This is a genomic window from Croceitalea marina (assembly GCF_042684265.1).
In the GTDB taxonomy this organism is placed as follows: domain Bacteria; phylum Bacteroidota; class Bacteroidia; order Flavobacteriales; family Flavobacteriaceae; genus Croceitalea; species Croceitalea marina.
Window position 1 is genome coordinate 170,591 of record NZ_JBHULB010000011.1, and the last position, 18,647, is coordinate 189,237.

The following is an 18,647-nucleotide window of genomic DNA, read 5'->3' on the forward strand; positions in this document are numbered from 1 at the left end:
ATAACTAATAACTCAGAAGCCTTTTAGCTTAAAAAGGAGGCTTTACATGTTAACCAAAAAGTAATTTGTATGGAACTGCAAATCGAAGACTCGATATTAGTAAAAGATTATATTGCTGGAGATGAAAAGGCTCTAGAAGTTTTAATCAACCGACACAACCAAAGAATTTCAAGTTTTATTTACTCTAAAGTATTGGATAGGGATGTTACTGAAGACATCTTTCAAGATACCTTCATCAAAGTGATCAAAACTTTAAAAAGAGGTTCATATAGTGAAGAAGGTAAATTTTTACCTTGGGTAATGCGTATCGCGCACAACCTTATTATTGACCACTTTCGTAAAAACAAAAGAATGCCAAAGTTTGAAGGCAGCGATGACTTCAACATCTTCTCGGTTATTCATGATGATAAACTTAACGCTGAAAAGCAATTGATAAAAGACCAAATTGATTCTGATTTGACTTTATTGATCAAAGAATTGCCAGACGATCAAAAAGAAGTTTTAGTAATGCGTATCTATAAGGATATGAGTTTTAAAGAGATTTCTGAGAATACTGGGGTAAGCATAAATACGGCTTTAGGGCGTATGCGTTATGCTTTAATTAACCTAAGAAAGATAGTAGAGCGAAATAATATCGTTTTAACGAATTAATTTGCATTAGAACGAATCCAACAATATTTCCATTTTAGCGCCGTTATCTAATTGTAACAAAACGCTAGAATATGGAAGAAATTTACTCTGAAGAACAACAAATTTGTAAAATCACAAAGGCTAGACCGGCAACGGTACAGTTTTTACTAGGATTTTCGAAATCAATGCACGTCGTTGATTACAAAAACACGCAGTTCGAAACTATTTTGAACTAAAAAGAACATTACATTTTGGAAAAAAAACCGCTATTTGGCGGTTTTTTTGTTTTTATAATAGTCGTTAAGCACCGTTTTTCTGCCTATTGCAGAAGTAATAATGTCTTTTTCCAGATTCCAACCTCGTGCTGGTGAGTATTCCCGACCGTACCAAATAATTTGTAAATGAAGACGGTTCCATATTTCTTTCGGGAACAGTCTTTTTGCATCTCTTTCTGTCTGTACTACATTTTTACCATTTGTAAATCCCCAACGGTACATTAATCGATGAATATGTGTGTCTACCGGAAATGCAGGAATACCAAAGGCTTGGGACACTACTACACTGGCCGTTTTGTGACCCACGGCAGGCAATTCTTCTAAAAGTGCTATTTCTTTGGGTACCTCACCGTCGTATTTTTCGATTAAAATTTCCGAAAGCCCATGAATACCTTTAGACTTCATAGGTGAAAGCCCCACTGGTTTGATAATTTCCCGTATTTCTTCTACAGACATTTTGACCATATCAAACGGATTGTCAGCTCGTTCAAAGAGTAGGGGAGTGATTTTGTTGACACGAACATCGGTACTTTGGGCCGATAATAGCACTGCGATAAGTAAAGTATAGGGGTCTTTGTGGTCTAACGGTATAGGTATAGTAGGATAAAGTTCGTCTAAAGTCTTAATTGTGAAGTTTACTTTTTCCTGTTTGGTCATTTTTGTTTAATTTTATCAAAAATAATTTAAACAAAATTAGATTCGATATGAACACTTTAAAAGTTGGCGATAAAGTACCTGAATTTTCAGCAAAAGACCAAGACGGAAACACGATTAGTTTATCTGATTACGCTGGTAAAAAACTTATTGTGTTTTTCTATCCAAGGGCAAATACACCTACATGTACCAATGAAGCTTGTAATTTGAACGAAAATATAAAGTATCTAAAAAAAGCTGGGTATGAAATTTTGGGAGTCAGTGAAGATTCGCAACGTAAACAAGCCAATTTTAGAGAAAAATTTGGGTTTGAGTATCCTCTTTTGGCCGATGAAGATCATACGGTGATTGATGCTTTTGGAGTTTGGGGACCTAAAAAATTTATGGGACGTGAGTTCGATGGTATTCATAGAACCACTTTTATTATCGATGAAAATGGAGTGGTTTCTAGAGTAATAAGCAAGGTAAAAGCAAAGCAACATGCCGAGCAAATACTTGAAGAAGAAAATAACTAAAGAAAAAAGCCTGACCAATCGGTCAGGCTTTTTTTATTCTTCTTCTACTTCTTCCGTTTCTGGGGCATCTTTCCGTACAAAAAGGTTCTTTTTTTGAATCATTTCGGCAATTCCTTCCGGTAGCATTTCTTCCCAACCTTCTTCATTATTGGTGATTCTTTTTAGAACATCCCTTGAGAAAATATGCATGATATCCGGATCATAATCAATAATATCCATCACCTTACCATTGTATTTAAAGAACTTGTACAGCTCTTTCATTCTAGGATGTACTTTCACATTATTACTGGTCATAATTTGCCCGGTCTGTGCGTTCTTCATGGGGTAGAGGTAAACCTTTAAATCTTTAAAGAACAGCTTCCCAAATGCTTCCAAGATACCACCACTTAAATGACGGTAATATTTTTCATCAAAAACATCCACCAAATTGTTGACACCCATGGTCAAGCCGATACGCGCTTTGGTATAGTTGTTAAAGTACTCTACCAGTTTATAATATTCTTGAAATTTTGAAATCATTACCGTATGGCCCAAGGAAGAGAGTAATTCTGCCCGATCCATAAAATCTTGTTCATCTATTTCACCCGATGCTTTTAGATTTGACAAGGTGATTTCAAAAATTACGATAGACTTTTCAATATCAACAGTTTGCTCTCGCACGAATATGTCATAGGATTTTTGAAACATGTCCATATTTACCTTGGTAACGGGTCTAAAACTACCGCGTAAGGCCAAAATGTTTTTCTTGTATAAAACAGCTGCCGGCAATAGGTTGTTTCCATCAGGCCCGAACATAACCGCATCGGTCATATCGTTTCTGATCAATTGCAGACTCATCAATCGGTTATCAACATCCCTAAAGTTAGGTCCCGTAAAGTTTACCATATCGATTTCTATGGTATCCTTATCAATATGATCGTAAAGGTACTTAAGTAGTTTCTTGGGTCTATTGTATTTAAAGAAAGCCCCATAGATAAGGTTAACCCCTAAAATACCAAGAGTTTCTTGCTGTAAGCGCGCCTCATTTTGCTTGAAACGAATATGCAAGATAATTTCGTCGTGCTCTTTTTGGTTAGGGTCTAACTGAAAGCGTAACCCGATCCAACCATGCCCTTTGTACCGTTTCGAAAAATCAATGGTAGCAACGGTATTCGCATATGAAAAGAACAGGTAATCAGGATTACTTTTTCTATCAATTCGTTCCTCGACCAATTGCATCTCATGCTTAAGCATTGTTTTCAAGCGGGCTTGAGTTACATAGCGACCATCTTCTTCAACACCGTAAATAGCATCACTAAAAGATTTGTCATAGGCGCTCATGGCCTTGGCAATGGTACCTGAAGCACCCCCTGCTCTAAAAAAATGTCTAGCAGTTTCCTGTCCCGCACCTATCTCGGCAAAAGTGCCATAAATGTCCCGATTTAAATTTATTCGAAGGGTCTTTGCCTTGATGGAAGGAATATTCTCAAACTCATTTACCTTATTAGGAACCGTAGCCATGTTTCGTTTTTTGTTGTTAACAAAGTTAAGAAGTTAGTAAATTCTTTTAGCCAAATAAGTTATAATTTTGATTTAAATGAGTGAGGCATTAAAAGTCACATTTTTAGGTACAGGTACTTCTCAGGGAATCCCGATAATTGGGAGTAAACACCCCGTTTGCTTAAGTGATAACCCAAAAGATAAAAGGCTGCGTGTCTCTGTGTTGGTGCAATGGAAAAATTATAATTACGTCATCGATTGTGGCCCAGATTTTAGGCAGCAATTATTGGCAAACCCCATTGATCAATTAGATGCCGTTTTATTTACCCATGAACATGCTGACCATACTGCTGGTATTGATGATATTCGCCCCTTTTTTTTTCGACAGGGTGACATTCCTATTTATGCGCATTCAAGGGTGGTTGATTCGTTAAAAAGGCGCTTTGATTACATTTTTGCAAAAGAAAACAGATATCCTGGAGCCCCTGCTGTGGCTATAAGCCTTGTAAGCAAAGAAGATACTATTGATTTGAACGGACTCAAAGTGACCCCAATAGAAGTACTTCACAACAAATTGCCCATTTTGGGGTATCGTTTAGGTGATTTCGTATACTTAACGGATGTGAAGACCGTTTCAAAAACCGAACTTGAAAAATTAAAAGGATGCAAGGTTCTGGTGGTAAATGCATTACGTTTAGAACCCCATATTTCACACTTAAATTTAGAAGAAGCTCTGGCGTTTGCAAAAGAAGTGGGCGCAGTTGAAACCTATTTTACGCATATCAGCCATTTGTTGGGTTTTCATGATGAAGTTGAAAAGAACCTACCAGATAATGTACATTTGGCCTATGATAATTTAAAAATTACGATTTAATGAAAAAGAATATTTTTTTATATCTATTTGTCTTTGCCGCATTAATTGCACTATATATGATTGTCAATAGTGGAAAAATGGAGCGGATAAATTTGAACGAGATAAGTAAGCTGAGAACAGAAGTGGAACAGTTAAAAGATTCTGTAAAAAATTCACAATTAAAGCTTCTGGACATGCAGTATTTTTCTTTGGAAAATAATGATGATGCACTGGCTTATCTCGATCATTTAGAACTTGAGAACCCTACACGTTACATAGAAGATAAATTACTCGAAACCAATGAGAAAAAGGGGGATAATCCTTTAATTCCGTATGAAGGAATGAACAGTGATTTTAAAATCAACAAAATAAAGGTATTGAATCATAGGTGGATAGTAGCCGATTTTTCGGACGGTCAATATTGGGGCGACCTTATTATAAAATACGAACTTAAAGATGATTTAGGTATCGATTTTACTTTGGTAGACCACTTGCTTTATTCGCGAAGCAATTAAATTTTATTTTTTAACCAGTCTTTGAAGGCGTAGAAATTTTGAGGGGCTACGCCATGCCCTACTGGAAATTCTTCATACGTATTTTCGATACCAAGATTTGATAGAAACTCTGGCGCAAGCTGAGCCCATTCAACCGGAATGACGGCATCTACTTGACCATGAGAGCAATAGAAGTTAAGTTTTGAGTGGTCTTTGGCTTGAAACCCTTCCAATAGAATCTTTTCATTGATATAACCACTAAGCGCCACAACGTTTTTAATTTTTTCAGGGTAGGAGAGTGCTACGGCATAACTCAAAATGGTGCCTTGACTAAAACCAAGAAGACTTACATTTTCTGAATTGAGCTTATAGGCGTTGCAGGCTTCTTCAATAAAGGCGATAATTTTATCTCGAGATGCGATAGCTTGTTCATCATCGCTCCATTTACCCTGGTCCGCATCAAAATTGATGGCATACCACGCGTGTCCATAAGGCTCTAAGTCATAAGGCGCACGTACGGAAATTATAAAAAGTTCTTCGGGCAATTCGCTTGCGAAAGAGAACAAATCTTCTTCGTTACTTCCGTAGCCATGCAACATAAAAAGCACTGGAGCTTCAGTTGATGATTGGGTTGCTGGTCGTATTAAATGTTCTAAAGATAAGTTGGTGGGGGTCATTGGTGATATTTATTGAATAAAAGTAAACCATTTTTGAAAGTATTCCCCAACTATGGGAATTTGACTTTTCTTGTTTTTTAATACTCCTGCAAAACTAAAAACCCAAAGCCCAAAGTAAATTATAAAAAGTACCTCCCAAGCGAACGGAATAGCGGTATAGTTTAAAAAAATGACAAGCGCGTGAAAGGTAATATGCAAACCAAATGTTTGTCGAATATAGAAACGGGCAAAACCGTTTTTAGGTTCTAGATTCATTGTAATCGCAATAAGACAGCCAACCAAGGTAAAATGTGCTACTAGGGCCGCTGTTTTTCCTTTGGATATTTCTTCTTCCAAAACTAATTAAATAGGGTTTTTTTATTATTAATACAACCGTAGACACTTCCCTTTAAAGATTTGCCTAAAAAAATACTGTTCTTTGAGGTGGATTTAATGTGAGACTTTTCAAAAGTAAATTCCCCATCCGGATTAAAAAGGGTTAGGCAGGCGATTTCACCTTCTTTTAATTTTGAACTTTCAATTCCAAATCGCTCTTTTCCTTTAGTCAATAGGGCGATAGTTTCTTCTATAGAAAACAGTGTATTTAAGGTGCCAAAGGCACTTTCTAGACCAATACTGCCAAATTCGGCATTATCAAACTCGACACGTTTTTGTTCGATATCTATTGGAGTATGGTCTGAGGTAACAAAATCTATGGTTCCTGTTTGAAGTCCTTTTAATAAGGCCTTACAGTCTTTTTGACTTCGTAAAGGTGGTCTTACCTTATAGCTCGAATCAAAGGTTTCCAATTCATTATCCGACAGCATAAGATTGTGAATTGCTACACTTGCTGTAACATTTAGGCCTTTCTTTTTGGCATCGGCAATAAGTTTGACGGCATTTGATGTAGAAACCGTTGGTATATGTAGCTTACCGCCAGTATATTCTAAAATGTAAAGATCCCTTACCAGCTGCAGTTCTTCAGAAAGCGAAGGAATTCCCTTTAAACCTAATCTTGTAGAAATCTCTCCTTCGTTAACGGTTCCTTTTCCCTTTATTTGAAGTTCTTCGGGGTACGATAATACTAAACCATCAAAATTTTGGGCATACAATAACCCTATTTTCAAAAGATTTGCATCTTTTAAAGAACTTTTATAATCATAAAAGGCGACCGCTCCAGCATTCTGCATATCGTACAATTCTGCTAAATGCGCGCCATCTCCATTAGCAGTAAAATTGCCCATAGGATGCAGCGAGGTTGCGTACCCTTTACTACGTTGCTTTAAAAATATAATATCAGAGCTGGAATCTGGTTTTGGGTTGGTATTGGGATTCAATACAACATCGGTAAAACCGCTAGATGCGGCGACTTTTAATCCGTTTGCGATAGTTTCACGTTCTTCAAAACCAGGTTCACCAAAACTTACACTGCTATCGAACCACCCAAGCGATATGTGAAGGTTATCTAACTTAATTTCTTTTGCTCCTTTTGGGGAATCAATTTTCGATGCAATCTTCTGTATTACACCATCTTTAATATGAATATCTCGCTTTTTTCGATGAATGGAAGGGCTGTTTGAATCGATAATTGTTGCAGACCTTAGAAGTATATTCATGCAAGAAATTTTTGTATCAGCACTTCTACCAATGCGAAGACCAGTGCAAAAATAATAAACCATTTCCAATATTGGGTAATGGAGTTGTCTTTAGCTAATTTTTCAAATAGGGTAGTAACGCTATTTTGTATCGTTGAAGCATTTAATGCTGTGATATCACGGTAGCGAAGTACACTTTCATCACGACTAAAATTAAAACTTAGGTTTTTAAGGGTGTCCTGAGCACCCAACAAACTGTATGTGCCATCTTCTTTTGGGTTATCATTGAAGGTGAGTCTCACTTTGTTTGATAATGATTGTTGTAAGGGAATAAATTCTATACCCGGCTTGGCCACTTTTAGCACTCTATCTTTTTCAATTTTCTCCGAGATATCTATCGTACTTGAAGCCCCGATTGTATGATATAATGAGGGTATTTTTAGACTATTAATTCCAATATTGTAAAAAGTGGGAACGATTAGCGGGGCATTAATAAAATTTGAATTTTCGTTATCCAATGAAGCAGTAAAAATGTACACATTTTTATTCGCTAGTAAAAATGGGGCTCCATTTGCGAAGGATAAAGCTTTGGGACTATTCGAACTAACCTGCCAATATGTATTTACCTGGGGATACTCAAAATTAGTTACTTTTTTTTCAAATACGCTTTGAAATAAAGGATGGTCAAAGGCGATAGTTGTAATGTCTTGCTTTTGTTCGATCTTTGAAATGTACCTAGTAGCAAATTGATTGGATAAAAATGGGTTATAGGTTGTAATATCTGAATCTATTGATGGTATTATCACTAAGCTTCCTCCTTTTTCATAGAAGGCACTTAATACGGTTTGTAAACTAGTTGGTATGGCATTGAGCCCATTAAGTATGATTAGATTTTTATTGTTTACTTCGCTATAATTCAAGTCTTTAAGCTCAAAATTTAGAAAGCTAAATTCCTCTTCAGAAAAAATTCTTTTCAAAAAGGTAGCTTTTGATTCACTTATGGCCAATACTTCTATTTTATCCTTTTCATCGATATTAAAATAGAAGTTGTTGTCATATGCCAGTCCATTATCAGATAGTGACACGCGACCTTTAATAAGTTTGTTTTTTGGAAGTGAAAAAGTAGTGACCGAAACTCCATTAGGGCTGTGAGTTGCCGCAGTTTTTGCAATGAGCTTAGCATCGTTGAAAATAGATATAGGTATACTTTCATACTTAGGTATTCCAGTAACTTTAATGTTGAGTTCTATTTGTTCTTTTGAAGTGTTTTTAAGGTATAGCGAGTCAATTGAAATGTTTTCAAAAGAATCTGGTTTAAAATCTACGAGATGCACCGAAATATCTTGAATGGAATCGGCAGCTTGGTTTATTGCTTTTTCTTGAAAATCTGAAATAAAAACTAGTTCTTTTTGGGTATTTGAATTTTTACTATAGAGCGTCTTTGCCTTGAGCACAACTTCAGTATAGGTAAGCTGTTTTGAGCCGTAATCTAAAGTCAATAATTTATTTTGAACATTCTTCAGTTCAATATCCTTAAAAGTTTTATTGTTCGTGAAGAGGCTGAATTTAGATGTTGGTGGAATGTGTTTTAGCAGCTCTTGAACAGCTTGTTCCAATAACGTAAATCCATCTTTCTTTGCCTGCATGCTAAAAGAATCGTCTAAGTAAATAACCATTTCTTTTTCTTTAAGGGCAATACTTTTTGCAAAGAATGGTTGCGCAAATGCAAGAATGAGGCACGCGAGAAGAAATAGTCTGGTGAGTAAAAGAAACCATTTTTTTAGACTATTACTTTTTCTAGATTCTGAAACAACTTTTTGCAGCATAGCTACATTGGTAAAAGGTGTTTTCTTAAACCGTCTTAGTTGAAAAAGATGAATGATTATAGGAATCAGAAGTAAAAAAAGAGCCCAAAGAATTTCTGGATGTTTAAACTGCATTCCGCTATTTGATTGCGTAAATATACAGTTTTAATAAGTTTACCTATTAAGGATTACTTGTTAAGAGTTTGGTAATATTCGCTATTTAGCAGAAAAAGAAATAGTCAAGTGCCTGCTGGTGATGTAGGCTTTTTAAATATTCTTTAATGTCTGATTGGGCGGAAGTATTAGCAACTGTAATTAGACTCTGTGGATTGGTCAAGGACTCTAATTTTGAAAAGTGATGCAACTCTTGGCCATATATTTTTTTATCTATTTTTTTTGGGTTGTCGCATAACCAGAAAAAATCAATATTTTTTTCAATAAGCCCTTTTGCAATTTTCTTACCCTTAAAACCAGCGCCCCATATAACCAAGGGTCTTTTCTCATTATAGTCTAAGTGGAGAAAATAATGCAGTTTAATATCTAAAAAATAGTTTTGGGCATAGTGCTCATGGGTTCTTGAGGTACGCGTATCGTAATCACGCCAAAGCAAGAGGACTTCATTACAAGGAATTATTTTTAGGTTATGCTGATAAAACCTAAAGGTTAAGTCGTAATCTTCAGGGTAACGGTTAGACTGAAAGCCTCCGCAAATATCAAAATCTTCTCGATATACCATCCAACACGGTGACGGAATAACACATTCTTTATAAATTTCAGCGTAATTGGTTCCCAATTCGGTTAATCCGTTAAGCCATTTCTCGTAGCGGGAGTACCCATCACTAATACCTCGGTCAGAAAAATAGCGAACTTGGCCTACCGACACGTTTCCTTTGCCATATTGTAATAAAGATTCCACCATCACCTTGAGTCTATTAGGTTGCATGATATCATCTGAATCCATTCGGGTAATAAAATTCCCCGAACTTTTAGAATAGGCTAGCTGCAGTGCAGGAATAATACCTTGACCTGTATTAGCAAAAACTTTAATCCTATTATCTTTCTCTGCATAGCTGTTAACCAGTACTAAACTATTGTCGGTAGAATGATCATTTATGGCAATAACCTCCCAATTCTGATAAGTCTGTGCTAAAATAGAATCAAGACAGTCCTTTAAGTAATGAACTGTATTTTTGAATGGAATAACAATGCTAACTAAGCTTACATTCATTTAGAGCTTATTCTTTTAAAGCTTTCCCTATTGCTTCGTTAGCCATTTTACTTAAAACCTCATAGCCTTCTTTTGTTAAATGAACTTCGTCTGTTGTAAGTGCTGAAGGCAAACCATTTCTATCATCTGCCATTGCGTTAAAATAGTCTAAGTATTGGACTCCTTTTTGATCGGCTATATTTTTTAGCATTGTATTTAGTTTCGGAATCTTGATATTCGGCGCTAAGCCCGGTCTCCAAGGGTAATCATATGCTGGAAGCACGGAGCATACAATAGGGCAAATGCCGTTAGCTTCTGCTAATTCTACCATTGAAAGGATGTTATCTCTAATCTCTTCTAAGGTCATCGGACCCGTATTACCCGCAATATCATTCGTGCCTGCCAGTATGAGAACCACTTTTGGTTGTAATGCGATTACATCTTGCCGAAAGCGAAGTAACATTTGTGGAGTTGTTTGACCTCCGATTCCCCTATTGATATAAGAGGGATTTTCGAAAAAAGACGATGTCCAACCCTCGGTAATGGAATTACCCATAAATACAACACGATTTTCATCGGCTGGTTGGGCCAGCAATTTTTCGTTTGAAGCCTTGTATTTATCCAAGTTTGCCCAATCTTGAGCGTTCGATTTTTTTAAAAAAGAAAAGAAGCTTAGCAGCACGAGTATTTTTATTTTGAACATAATTGTCGATTGTAGCAAAAACTTAGTTTTTTGGAGGACTGATCATAATATGTGCCCTGTGCGTACCTGGATTCATTAGCCACGCATGACCTGGAGGCGCAGGTGAGGTAGGTAGGCCAGTAGATGCTCCTGTGGCGAACGGAACATAAAAAACATACCTTAGGTAACCATCTTCGATTTCTTTGGTTTCTTTGTTGACGACCCCGGTAAAAACGCAAAGCGTTGTTTTATCGGGCAATCTCAGTTTGCCCGATTTTACTTCTTTTTCCCGAATATCAAAGATCTCTTGAAATGCTTTTCCTTCCGCTTTTAAAGCCCTGCCTCGAGCCATAAATTCGTCTAAATCTTTGTGATACGCAGCTGTTGAGAAATTGGTTTTTTTGGGATCAGACGCTAAGGCAATATAATCGTTTGTGCCTTCTCTTAAAGTTGTAAAATTGCCTGAAGTATCATAACCATAAACTTTTGCACCCTCTTTATAATCTATTGGTACGGCCATTAGCGCGGTCTTTATCTGCCATTCTTTCGATGGTATTTCTTGCCCGATGCTAAAACAGCTGAAAATTAGGGCCGTTATCAAAAATAGATTTTTCATAATAGGGTATTTAATATTTGGCACTTTTGCCTGTATTAGCGGTTCTTTTAATAAAAGCCCTGATGTCTTCATTGGCTTTTTTAAGGTCTTCACGCCTTAAATACATCATATGGCCAGAACGGTAGCCCTTGAATTCAAAGCGGTCTTTCATGCGACCACTAGGGTCAACATGCCACATGGTATATTTAGCGTTAAAATAGGTCGTTGCCCCATCATAATAGCCCGATTGCACCAGAACGTTTAGGTAAGGATTCTGTGCCATTGCCTGACGAAGGTCATCACGGGTAGTATCATTTTCATTGTTCCATGGCCGCACCGGACCAAACATATTGTATTTGATATCCGTTTTAAAATTTAACTCTTCCTGCAAGTAATAATTTATGGCAGGTGTAAAACTATGCAGCCAAGAGGTGAGTTCAGAATTGTAATCGGGTCTGCTCCCAATAGACTTTTTATCGATTCCTTTATAACGACTATCTAAACGGCCAACGGTAAAATCTCCTTTATTTTTCAAAAGATTTTTCCAAAAGAAAGAGGTTGGCACATCTAAGTTGTGGTCTAAAATATCTTCTTGATTCAATCCGGAATAATAGGCCATTTTTTTAGCGGTTTCTTTTTTTTCGGCATCAGAAATGAAACCGCCTTTTGCAATAGCAGGTATAAGGCTATTTATGGTATAGGACTCAGATTCGGGCAGCACTTCTAACAAATCTTTATTCTGCAGTTCTGCTGGTAACATTTTATGATGCCAGGCAGCAGCTGTAAAATAGGGGAGGTTCAAAGCACTTGAAACGGGGCCGCCCACCCTAATAACTTTATAGTCGGCCGGTGAAACCATGATAACCCCATTCAGATACATCCATTGTTGATTTTGCAAAGCCAATGAAAGACCCATAACCCGGGTACCACCATAGCTTTCACCTACAATATATTTTGGCGAACGCCATCTATTATTTCTTGTAACAAATGTATTTAGCCATTCGGCCAAGTATTTGATATCCGCATTTATGCCAAAAAACTTATCGCGATCAACCTCTTTGCCAGTTTCTGGAATTGTTCTTGAATATCCGGTATTGGCGGGATTTACATAAACGATATCGGTCACATCAAGTACAGAAAATGGATTAGATTTCACTCCATAAGGCTGAACGGGATATCCCTCATCATCAATTTTTAGGACTTTTGGTCCTGTATACGCCAAATGCATCCATACCGAACCCGAACCTGGGCCACCATTAAACGAAATCAATAAAGGTCTGTCAGCTCTATTTTTAATATTATTTCTGGTGTAGTATGTATAGTGAAGCGAAGCTATTGGTTTACCCATTTCGTCCCAAACGGGTTGTGTGCCTGTAGTTGCTGTATACGTAAAACTTATACCGTTGATAGTGGCACTATGTTGTGTAGTGACAGTGGTATCAATCGGTAGTTTACGTTCTTGAGAAAATGCCAATAATGTAAAGCAAAGGCATAGGGTAAATAAAACTGGTTTATTCATTTAAATAAGTACGTTAGTTGAATTCTAAAAATAAGAATTTTGAGCCAGAAACATCTTAGTAGCTCAGCTGTATATCAATTTTATATCTTTAAGAGAAGAAATTCATCATCATGAGAAAAATAACACGACGAAAGTTTAATACCACTTTAGTAAAAGGATTAGGGGGCTCAGCATTGACCGCTCATATGCCATTGGCCTGTGCAATGGGCAGTAAGCAAGATAAAAAGAAATTAGGAATAGCCCTTGTAGGGCTAGGTAGCTATAGCACGTACCAATTGGCGCCGGCATTATTAGATACACAACATTGTTATCTGGCCGGTATAGTTACGGGAAGCCCGGATAAAGAAAAAATATGGGGGTCGAAGTATAATATACCTGAGGGAAACATCTATAACTATGATAATTTTGACGCCATAAAGGATAACAAAGAAATTGATGTAGTTTACGTAGTACTACCCAATTCTATGCATGCTGATTTTTCTATAAGGGCAGCAAAAGCCGGTAAACATGTGATATGTGAAAAGCCAATGGCAATGAATGTTGAAGAATGTGATGCCATCATAAAGGCGTGCAGCGAAAACAATGTTAAGTTGGGAATTGGTTATCGTTTACATTCCGAACCTTACACACAAGAAGTAAAACGATTTGTAAGAGAAAAAACCTTTGGTAATGTCAGGTATATTTCTGCGGATGCAGGCTATTATTCTGGAAGTAATCCAGAGCAATGGCGTTTAAATAAGAAGCTTTCTGGTGGAGGGGCTTTAATGAATATGGGGGTATATGCGATACAAAGTGTTATATACGGGACTGGTGAAAATCCTATTTCTGTTTCTGCACAAGAATTCAGTACCAGACCAGAATATTTTAAAGGTACAGATGAAACGATAACGGCACAATTCGAATTTAAAAGTGGGGTGGTGGGCACTATCATGACATCACATAACATAAGTGCAAATAGATTACATGCAAAATGTGAAAGGGGTTGGTTCGAATTGGACCCGGCGAGCACTTATATTCCGCTAGCAGGAAGAACATCAAAAGGTGAACTAAACTTTAAACAAGAAAGTCAACAAAAACTACAAATGGATGATTTTGCCAAACATGTTCTTTTTGATGCTCCCAATCTAGTGCCTGGTGAAATGGGGAAACGAGATATGATGATTGTAGAAGCCATTTACAAATCCATTTCTGAAGGTGGAAAGAAGCAGGCTTTAAGTTTCGAGTCTAATTTCGGCTTTGGAGGATGAGTTAATACAATAATCTTTAAAATTTTTCAAAAACTCCTAATCCAAACAGTGCAAAATCATATTTGACAGGGTCGTTAGGGTCTAGTTTTCGTAGGTTGTTGTCCAACTCCACAAGTGCTTTGGCATCATTCTGTCCACGCTTCAATAGCTTTAACTTCCTGGCAACATTTCCTGAGTGTACGTCCAATGGGCAAGACAGCTTTGAAGGTGAAATAGCTTTCCATAAACCAAAATCAACACCTTTGTCCGATGGCCGTACCATCCACCTTAAAAACATATTGATGCGTTTTGCAGCGGAACCTTTTAATGGGTCAGAAACATGTTTTTGCGTACGCTGCAGGTGCTCCAACTCAAAAAAACATTCCTTGTACTTACTTATGGTTCCTTGAACCGATTGCGCTTCTTGATGTCTAGTGAAAACGGATTCAAGCCCTCCATGATTACAATAAATATGCTGCAAGGCTTTGACGAAATACTTTAAATCATCCCCATTAAACGTGCGATGTACAAAATTTGATAAGTTGTCTAAATCTGATTCTGTATGATTTAAAACAAAATCGTGAGGTGAATTATCCAATAGCTGCATCAATTTTAATGCATTGTTTATGATACTTTTTCTATTTCCCCAGGCTATTGTTGCCGTTAGAAAGGCACTTATTTCAATATCCTCTTTTTTAGTAAACCGGTGTGGTATTTGCAAAGGGTCACTTTCTAAAAATTTAGGGTGCTCGTATTGTTCCGCTTTTTCATCTAAGAAAGATTTTAGTTCAGAACTGTTCATTCAAAAGGGATATCTAAAAGTTTCATTATAATGAAGGGACCGATTAGAATTAGATTATGTGCAGCATGTAAGAGCATGGACCAGACCAAGCCAAGTTTGGTTCGGATAAAACCTAAAAAAATACCCGCAGAGATTTGTGGGGCAACTAAAACCGGAATCAGCCAATAATAGTCATCAATATTTTGAAAATTACCGATATGGATTACCCCAAATAACAAAACTGAAGTATAAAAGGCATACTTAAAGTGTTTCGAGTTCTTAAAAAAGCCTAGCGGGCCTCGAAATATGAACTCTTCTATTACCGGAGCTACAATTACAACAAGAAAAAATAGCAATACGGGAGAATAAGCCTCAAACAGGTCCATTACTGCGTGACCTTCATAATCATAACCAACAATACTTGTAATAAGGCCTGCCAGCATCCCTAGCAGTAGGCTAAAAGCCACTGTTATAGCGGTCAGGGTAAAAAACAGTCTTGTTTTCGTCTTGTTATCTTCGTTAAGCTCTGTATATTCTGGGTTTTTAAAAAACTCAAAAATTTCATTTAGCATATTAACCTTGAATTAAGCCATCTACCATTACTAACTTTCTATCGGCCATATTCGCTAGTTCTTCATTATGGGTCACAATAACAAAAGTCTGACCGAACTCTTTTCTTAAATCGAAGAATAGCTGATGCAGGTTGTCGGCACTTTCAGAGTCAAGGTTACCGCTGGGTTCATCGGCAAAAATTACAGATGGATTATTAATTAAAGACCGTGCAACTGCTACCCGTTGCTGCTCTCCACCAGAAAGTTCATTTGGTTTGTGGTGTATTCGTTCTGATAGACCTAAAAAATTAAGGAGCTCTTTTGCTCTTTTTTCAGCTTCTGTTTTAGCCGTTTTTTTAATAAAAGCTGGTAGGCAAACATTTTCCAAAGCTGTGAACTCGGGCAATAATTGATGAAATTGAAAAATGAAACCAATGTGTTCATTTCTGAATTTTGCCAAGGCCTTATCTGTTAAGGTATTGGTGTTGAAATTGTTTATTTTGATACTGCTTTCGGCCTTATTCGTTGGAATATCTAAAGTACCTAAAATTTGTAATAAGGTTGTTTTACCGGCCCCGGAAGCTCCAACAATTGATACAACCTCTCCTTTCTTTATTTCAATATCCACACCTTTTAAAACCTGAAGGTTTCCATAGAATTTTTGGATATTTGATGCCTGTATCATAGAATTAAAATCAAAAGATGAAAGTAAGCATAAGTTGCAATTGGTAAAAAAAACTTAATCGAAAAGATAAATAATTTTTTTTACGACTATTAAGTAAAAGTTAAAAGCGTGAAAGCTGTTGTATAATCAATAATATTGTTTAACATTTACAAAAAATGAGTGAACAAAATACAAATAGAAGAGAAGTAGCTATTTTCGCCAACGGATGTTTTTGGTGTACAGAGGCCGTTTTTCAGAGATTAAAAGGGGTAAAGGAAGTGGTTTCGGGCTTTACGGGCGGAACGATTAAAAATCCTGCCTACAGAGAAATTACCACAGGACGCACGGGTCATGCCGAGGCGATAAAGATTACTTTTGATTCTTCGGAGGTAACTTATGATGAATTGCTGGAAATATTTTTTGCCACACACGACCCCACGACTTTGAATAGACAAGGCTACGATATTGGCACACAGTACAGAAGTGAGATATTTTATACCACTGAGCGGCAAAAACAGGCCGCGGAAAGTTTTATCGCTTTACTTGAAAAAGAAAATGTTTTTAATTCGCCCATAGTTACTGTAGTATCGGAAGAAAAACCTTTCTACAATGCGGAAGAAGAGCATCAGAATTACTACAACGACAATAAAAACCAACGTTATTGTCAGGTTATTATTAATCCTAAGATTGACAAGTTAAATAAGTACTACTCAAATAAATTGAATACACTCAAAACCTAATATGGCACCATATAAAAATTTAGAAGAATACAACATTGAGGTTACCAACGAAGTAAAAGACCGTTTTTCAAAAATAATCGATGAAATAGGGGAGGATGTTTCAAGAGAGGGTTTGGTAAAAACCCCTGAAAGAGCGGCAAAAGCAATGCTTTTTCTTACCCAAGGCTATCAACAAGATGCCGCTGAAATATTAAAAGGGGCCATGTTTAAGGAGGATTATGATGACATGGTTATCATTAAAGATATCGAGTTGTACTCGCTTTGCGAGCATCATATGTTACCCTTTTTTGGTAAAGCCCATATTGCATATATTCCTAACGGACATATCGTTGGCTTGAGCAAAATACCGCGAATTGTTGATGTTTTTGCTAGAAGATTACAGGTTCAAGAGCGATTGACTCATGATATTTTAGAATGTATAAATACTACTCTAAAGCCTAAAGGGGTTGCTGTTGTAATTGAAGCTTCTCATATGTGTATGATGATGCGCGGTGTTCAAAAACAAAACTCAGTTACCACTACATCTGGTTTTAGAGGACAATTTGAAAAAATAGAAACGCGTAATGAGTTTTTAAAACTGGTTACATCTCGTTTGCACTAATAATTTTGGCACTCCTTTTGTTTTAATTTACGTAAGAATTACTATTTTTCGTGTATGTCAAAATTAAAGGATAAAAAAATCAGGAATCTTTTCCTCGGACTATTGTTTGACGCCTTAGGTATGCTATCTTTTGTTTTGCCTGGGATTGGTGAGTTTTCTGATGTGATTTGGGCACCTCTCGCAGGTTGGCTAATGACACGAATGTATAAAGGAAAACTCGGTCAAGCAGCTGGTGTTGTGACCTTTGTAGAAGAATTGATACCGGGTCTAGATGTAGTTCCCACTTTTACGATTATGTGGGTATACACTTATCTGCTGAGTGGAAAAAAAGCAAAAAAAATAATCGATATATAAAAAGAGCCGCTTTTAGCGGCTCTTTTTATAGGCTTTAGTTAGTTATTAATAGATCAAATGTTGCCGTGGCATCGGTTTCTCCACCAGCCCCGGCTAAAGTACCGTCATTTGGTTTGGTAGGCTCGTGCCTTAATGTCGCGGTTAAAGAAGCAGCACCGGCAGTATTTGTAGCCAATTGAAAAGTAAGTCCTAACGCATTTCCATTGCCGTCAACATCAGTAGTGGCCACACTAGCAATAGAACCTGTTGAACTATAGATAACTTGGTGTTCGTCATCTTCTTCTTCGACTTCTTCGGTGATATCTTCAACAGGACTTTCCGTTTCGTTTAAAAACTGGATAGTTCCGGTATAGGTTGTATTCCCCTCCAAGTCGTTTGAAACCGTAATTACAGGAGCATCTGGTCCATCACCATCTAAATCTTGACTTCGTAATATAATATCTCCATTCATACCGCCGCTCAAGGTCACAATGATCGTGGTTATTGTTTCCTCCTCATTTACCGGTTCCGGATTGCCTTCGTCATCATTGGAGCAAGAACTTAATAATACTCCTCCGAGTACAAATAATGCTAAAAATTTAGTTGTTTTCATAGTTTTCATTTTTAATAATTGGGATTTAATAGTTTTCATTTTAATAATTAAATTTTTGAATATCCGTAATTACTCATAATTTATTATATTTGACTGAACCTAAATCACTTGGCTTATGAATTTATTTACGTTTAGTGCTCATTTCGGGGACGAGGAGGCCTGTAGATTACATTTTAAAG

At 36.8% G+C, this 18,647-nt stretch carries 23 protein-coding genes; 9 read left to right on the top strand and 14 right to left on the bottom strand.

From position 1 onward, the window contains the following. The first annotated feature begins 69 nt into the window (after positions 1-69). Together ACFSQJ_RS09700 and ACFSQJ_RS09705 are read left to right on the top strand one after the other, a co-directional pair. Entirely contained in the window at positions 70-651 is a 582-nt protein-coding gene (locus ACFSQJ_RS09700) for an RNA polymerase sigma factor (RefSeq protein WP_377766762.1), read from the top strand. A gap of 71 nt (positions 652-722) precedes the next feature. Continuing rightward, positions 723-866, top strand: coding sequence for a hypothetical protein (locus tag ACFSQJ_RS09705; RefSeq protein ID WP_377766763.1), 144 nt, complete (start codon positions 723-725; stop codon positions 864-866). Positions 867-896: 30 nt separating this feature from the next. Here the strand turns inward: ACFSQJ_RS09705 and ACFSQJ_RS09710 are convergent, their stop codons facing one another. Beyond that, positions 897-1,562, bottom strand: a complete 666-nt coding sequence (locus tag ACFSQJ_RS09710) for an endonuclease III domain-containing protein (protein WP_377766764.1) — start codon at positions 1,560-1,562, stop codon at positions 897-899. 47 nt (positions 1,563-1,609) lie between these two features. On the opposite strand from ACFSQJ_RS09710, the gene bcp reads away from it, so the two are divergent. After that, complete coding sequence (gene bcp / locus ACFSQJ_RS09715) at positions 1,610-2,074, top strand: thioredoxin-dependent thiol peroxidase (RefSeq protein WP_377766765.1); 465 nt, start codon at positions 1,610-1,612, stop codon at positions 2,072-2,074. A 33-nt stretch (positions 2,075-2,107) separates the two neighbouring features. Here bcp and ACFSQJ_RS09720 read toward each other — a convergent pair whose 3' ends face one another. Continuing rightward, positions 2,108-3,574 carry a TonB-dependent receptor gene (locus ACFSQJ_RS09720; RefSeq protein ID WP_377766766.1) on the bottom strand — a complete coding sequence of 489 codons (1,467 nt, stop codon included), beginning with the start codon at positions 3,572-3,574 and terminating at the stop codon, positions 2,108-2,110. 76 nt (positions 3,575-3,650) lie between these two features. On the opposite strand from ACFSQJ_RS09720, the gene ACFSQJ_RS09725 reads away from it, so the two are divergent. Together ACFSQJ_RS09725 and ACFSQJ_RS09730 are read left to right on the top strand one after the other, a co-directional pair. Next, positions 3,651-4,427 (top strand): MBL fold metallo-hydrolase, encoded by a 777-nt coding sequence (locus ACFSQJ_RS09725; RefSeq protein WP_377766767.1) that lies wholly within the window; start codon positions 3,651-3,653, stop codon positions 4,425-4,427. Continuing rightward, positions 4,427-4,921, top strand: a complete 495-nt coding sequence (locus ACFSQJ_RS09730) for a hydrolase (RefSeq protein ID WP_377766768.1) — start codon at positions 4,427-4,429, stop codon at positions 4,919-4,921. The genes ACFSQJ_RS09725 and ACFSQJ_RS09730 overlap by 1 nt, the downstream gene beginning before the upstream one ends. Here ACFSQJ_RS09730 and ACFSQJ_RS09735 read toward each other — a convergent pair. The 8 genes from ACFSQJ_RS09735 to ACFSQJ_RS09770 form a co-directional block, all read right to left on the bottom strand. After that, positions 4,918-5,577, bottom strand: a complete 660-nt coding sequence (locus ACFSQJ_RS09735) for an alpha/beta hydrolase (RefSeq protein WP_377766769.1) — start codon at positions 5,575-5,577, stop codon at positions 4,918-4,920. The genes ACFSQJ_RS09730 and ACFSQJ_RS09735 overlap by 4 nt on opposite strands. A 9-nt stretch (positions 5,578-5,586) precedes the next feature. Continuing rightward, positions 5,587-5,913 (bottom strand): hypothetical protein, encoded by a 327-nt coding sequence (locus ACFSQJ_RS09740; RefSeq protein WP_377766770.1) that lies wholly within the window; start codon positions 5,911-5,913, stop codon positions 5,587-5,589. Positions 5,914-5,915: 2 nt separating this feature from the next. Beyond that, entirely contained in the window at positions 5,916-7,172 is a 1,257-nt protein-coding gene (locus ACFSQJ_RS09745) for a dihydroorotase (RefSeq protein WP_377766771.1), read from the bottom strand. Continuing rightward, on the bottom strand, positions 7,169-9,091 hold the full coding sequence (locus tag ACFSQJ_RS09750) for a BatA domain-containing protein (protein WP_377766772.1): 1,923 nt from the start codon (positions 9,089-9,091) through the stop codon (positions 7,169-7,171). Before ACFSQJ_RS09750 ends, ACFSQJ_RS09745 begins: the two co-directional genes overlap by 4 nt. Positions 9,092-9,176: 85 nt before the next feature. Then, positions 9,177-10,184 carry a glycosyltransferase family 2 protein gene (locus ACFSQJ_RS09755; RefSeq protein WP_377766773.1) on the bottom strand — a complete coding sequence of 336 codons (1,008 nt, stop codon included), beginning with the start codon at positions 10,182-10,184 and terminating at the stop codon, positions 9,177-9,179. A gap of 7 nt (positions 10,185-10,191) precedes the next feature. Beyond that, a complete protein-coding gene (locus ACFSQJ_RS09760; RefSeq protein ID WP_377766774.1) occupies positions 10,192-10,866 on the bottom strand; it encodes an SGNH/GDSL hydrolase family protein in 675 nt (224 codons plus the stop codon). 22 nt (positions 10,867-10,888) lie between these two features. After that, positions 10,889-11,461 carry a hypothetical protein gene (locus tag ACFSQJ_RS09765; protein ID WP_377766775.1) on the bottom strand — a complete coding sequence of 191 codons (573 nt, stop codon included), beginning with the start codon at positions 11,459-11,461 and terminating at the stop codon, positions 10,889-10,891. A gap of 10 nt (positions 11,462-11,471) precedes the next feature. Then, positions 11,472-12,959, bottom strand: coding sequence for a S10 family peptidase (locus ACFSQJ_RS09770; protein WP_377766776.1), 1,488 nt, complete (start codon positions 12,957-12,959; stop codon positions 11,472-11,474). Between the two features lie 110 nt (positions 12,960-13,069). Here ACFSQJ_RS09770 and ACFSQJ_RS09775 point away from each other — a divergent pair, with 110 nt between their 5' ends. Next, complete coding sequence (locus ACFSQJ_RS09775; protein ID WP_377766777.1) at positions 13,070-14,206, top strand: Gfo/Idh/MocA family protein; 1,137 nt, start codon at positions 13,070-13,072, stop codon at positions 14,204-14,206. 16 nt (positions 14,207-14,222) lie between these two features. On the opposite strand, the gene ACFSQJ_RS09780 is transcribed toward ACFSQJ_RS09775, so the two are convergent. The 3 genes from ACFSQJ_RS09780 to ACFSQJ_RS09790 are packed head-to-tail and all read right to left on the bottom strand — an operon-like array spanning position 14,223 to position 16,202. After that, positions 14,223-14,987, bottom strand: a complete 765-nt coding sequence (locus ACFSQJ_RS09780) for a TIGR02757 family protein (RefSeq protein ID WP_377766778.1) — start codon at positions 14,985-14,987, stop codon at positions 14,223-14,225. Next, positions 14,984-15,538: a CPBP family intramembrane glutamic endopeptidase gene (locus ACFSQJ_RS09785; protein ID WP_377766779.1), complete on the bottom strand. Its 555-nt coding sequence runs from the start codon at positions 15,536-15,538 to the stop codon at positions 14,984-14,986. Before ACFSQJ_RS09785 ends, ACFSQJ_RS09780 begins: the two co-directional genes overlap by 4 nt. A gap of 1 nt (position 15,539) precedes the next feature. Further along, positions 15,540-16,202 carry an ABC transporter ATP-binding protein gene (locus ACFSQJ_RS09790; RefSeq protein WP_377766780.1) on the bottom strand — a complete coding sequence of 221 codons (663 nt, stop codon included), beginning with the start codon at positions 16,200-16,202 and terminating at the stop codon, positions 15,540-15,542. A gap of 155 nt (positions 16,203-16,357) precedes the next feature. Between ACFSQJ_RS09790 and msrA the strand changes: the two genes are divergently transcribed. The 3 genes from msrA to ACFSQJ_RS09805 are packed head-to-tail and all read left to right on the top strand — an operon-like array spanning position 16,358 to position 17,876. Continuing rightward, positions 16,358-16,921 (top strand): peptide-methionine (S)-S-oxide reductase MsrA, encoded by a 564-nt coding sequence (msrA, locus tag ACFSQJ_RS09795; RefSeq protein ID WP_377766781.1) that lies wholly within the window; start codon positions 16,358-16,360, stop codon positions 16,919-16,921. Position 16,922: 1 nt separating this feature from the next. Continuing rightward, positions 16,923-17,522 carry a GTP cyclohydrolase I FolE gene (folE, locus tag ACFSQJ_RS09800; protein WP_377766782.1) on the top strand — a complete coding sequence of 200 codons (600 nt, stop codon included), beginning with the start codon at positions 16,923-16,925 and terminating at the stop codon, positions 17,520-17,522. A gap of 54 nt (positions 17,523-17,576) precedes the next feature. Next, the gene (locus tag ACFSQJ_RS09805; protein ID WP_377766783.1) at positions 17,577-17,876 is read left to right on the top strand and encodes a hypothetical protein; all 300 of its coding nucleotides are present in this window, start codon (positions 17,577-17,579) and stop codon (positions 17,874-17,876) included. A 34-nt stretch (positions 17,877-17,910) separates the two neighbouring features. On the opposite strand, the gene ACFSQJ_RS09810 is transcribed toward ACFSQJ_RS09805, so the two are convergent. Next, positions 17,911-18,468 (bottom strand): type 1 periplasmic binding fold superfamily protein, encoded by a 558-nt coding sequence (locus tag ACFSQJ_RS09810; protein WP_377766784.1) that lies wholly within the window; start codon positions 18,466-18,468, stop codon positions 17,911-17,913. Positions 18,469-18,647: the final 179 nt, after the last annotated feature.

Coding starts and splice junctions, on each gene's coding strand:
- ACFSQJ_RS09700 (WP_377766762.1), top strand. CDS start 70: ATGGAACTGCAAATCGAAGACTCGATATTAGTAAAAGATTATATTGCT.
- ACFSQJ_RS09705 (WP_377766763.1), top strand. CDS start 723: ATGGAAGAAATTTACTCTGAAGAACAACAAATTTGTAAAATCACAAAG.
- ACFSQJ_RS09710 (WP_377766764.1), bottom strand. CDS start 1,562: ATGACCAAACAGGAAAAAGTAAACTTCACAATTAAGACTTTAGACGAA.
- bcp (WP_377766765.1), top strand. CDS start 1,610: ATGAACACTTTAAAAGTTGGCGATAAAGTACCTGAATTTTCAGCAAAA.
- ACFSQJ_RS09720 (WP_377766766.1), bottom strand. CDS start 3,574: ATGGCTACGGTTCCTAATAAGGTAAATGAGTTTGAGAATATTCCTTCC.
- ACFSQJ_RS09725 (WP_377766767.1), top strand. CDS start 3,651: ATGAGTGAGGCATTAAAAGTCACATTTTTAGGTACAGGTACTTCTCAG.
- ACFSQJ_RS09730 (WP_377766768.1), top strand. CDS start 4,427: ATGAAAAAGAATATTTTTTTATATCTATTTGTCTTTGCCGCATTAATT.
- ACFSQJ_RS09735 (WP_377766769.1), bottom strand. CDS start 5,577: ATGACCCCCACCAACTTATCTTTAGAACATTTAATACGACCAGCAACC.
- ACFSQJ_RS09745 (WP_377766771.1), bottom strand. CDS start 7,172: ATGAATATACTTCTAAGGTCTGCAACAATTATCGATTCAAACAGCCCT.
- ACFSQJ_RS09750 (WP_377766772.1), bottom strand. CDS start 9,091: ATGCAGTTTAAACATCCAGAAATTCTTTGGGCTCTTTTTTTACTTCTG.
- ACFSQJ_RS09755 (WP_377766773.1), bottom strand. CDS start 10,184: ATGAATGTAAGCTTAGTTAGCATTGTTATTCCATTCAAAAATACAGTT.
- ACFSQJ_RS09760 (WP_377766774.1), bottom strand. CDS start 10,866: ATGTTCAAAATAAAAATACTCGTGCTGCTAAGCTTCTTTTCTTTTTTA.
- ACFSQJ_RS09765 (WP_377766775.1), bottom strand. CDS start 11,461: ATGAAAAATCTATTTTTGATAACGGCCCTAATTTTCAGCTGTTTTAGC.
- ACFSQJ_RS09770 (WP_377766776.1), bottom strand. CDS start 12,959: ATGAATAAACCAGTTTTATTTACCCTATGCCTTTGCTTTACATTATTG.
- ACFSQJ_RS09775 (WP_377766777.1), top strand. CDS start 13,070: ATGAGAAAAATAACACGACGAAAGTTTAATACCACTTTAGTAAAAGGA.
- ACFSQJ_RS09780 (WP_377766778.1), bottom strand. CDS start 14,987: ATGAACAGTTCTGAACTAAAATCTTTCTTAGATGAAAAAGCGGAACAA.
- ACFSQJ_RS09785 (WP_377766779.1), bottom strand. CDS start 15,538: ATGCTAAATGAAATTTTTGAGTTTTTTAAAAACCCAGAATATACAGAG.
- ACFSQJ_RS09790 (WP_377766780.1), bottom strand. CDS start 16,202: ATGATACAGGCATCAAATATCCAAAAATTCTATGGAAACCTTCAGGTT.
- msrA (WP_377766781.1), top strand. CDS start 16,358: ATGAGTGAACAAAATACAAATAGAAGAGAAGTAGCTATTTTCGCCAAC.
- folE (WP_377766782.1), top strand. CDS start 16,923: ATGGCACCATATAAAAATTTAGAAGAATACAACATTGAGGTTACCAAC.
- ACFSQJ_RS09805 (WP_377766783.1), top strand. CDS start 17,577: ATGTCAAAATTAAAGGATAAAAAAATCAGGAATCTTTTCCTCGGACTA.
- ACFSQJ_RS09810 (WP_377766784.1), bottom strand. CDS start 18,468: ATGAAAACAACTAAATTTTTAGCATTATTTGTACTCGGAGGAGTATTA.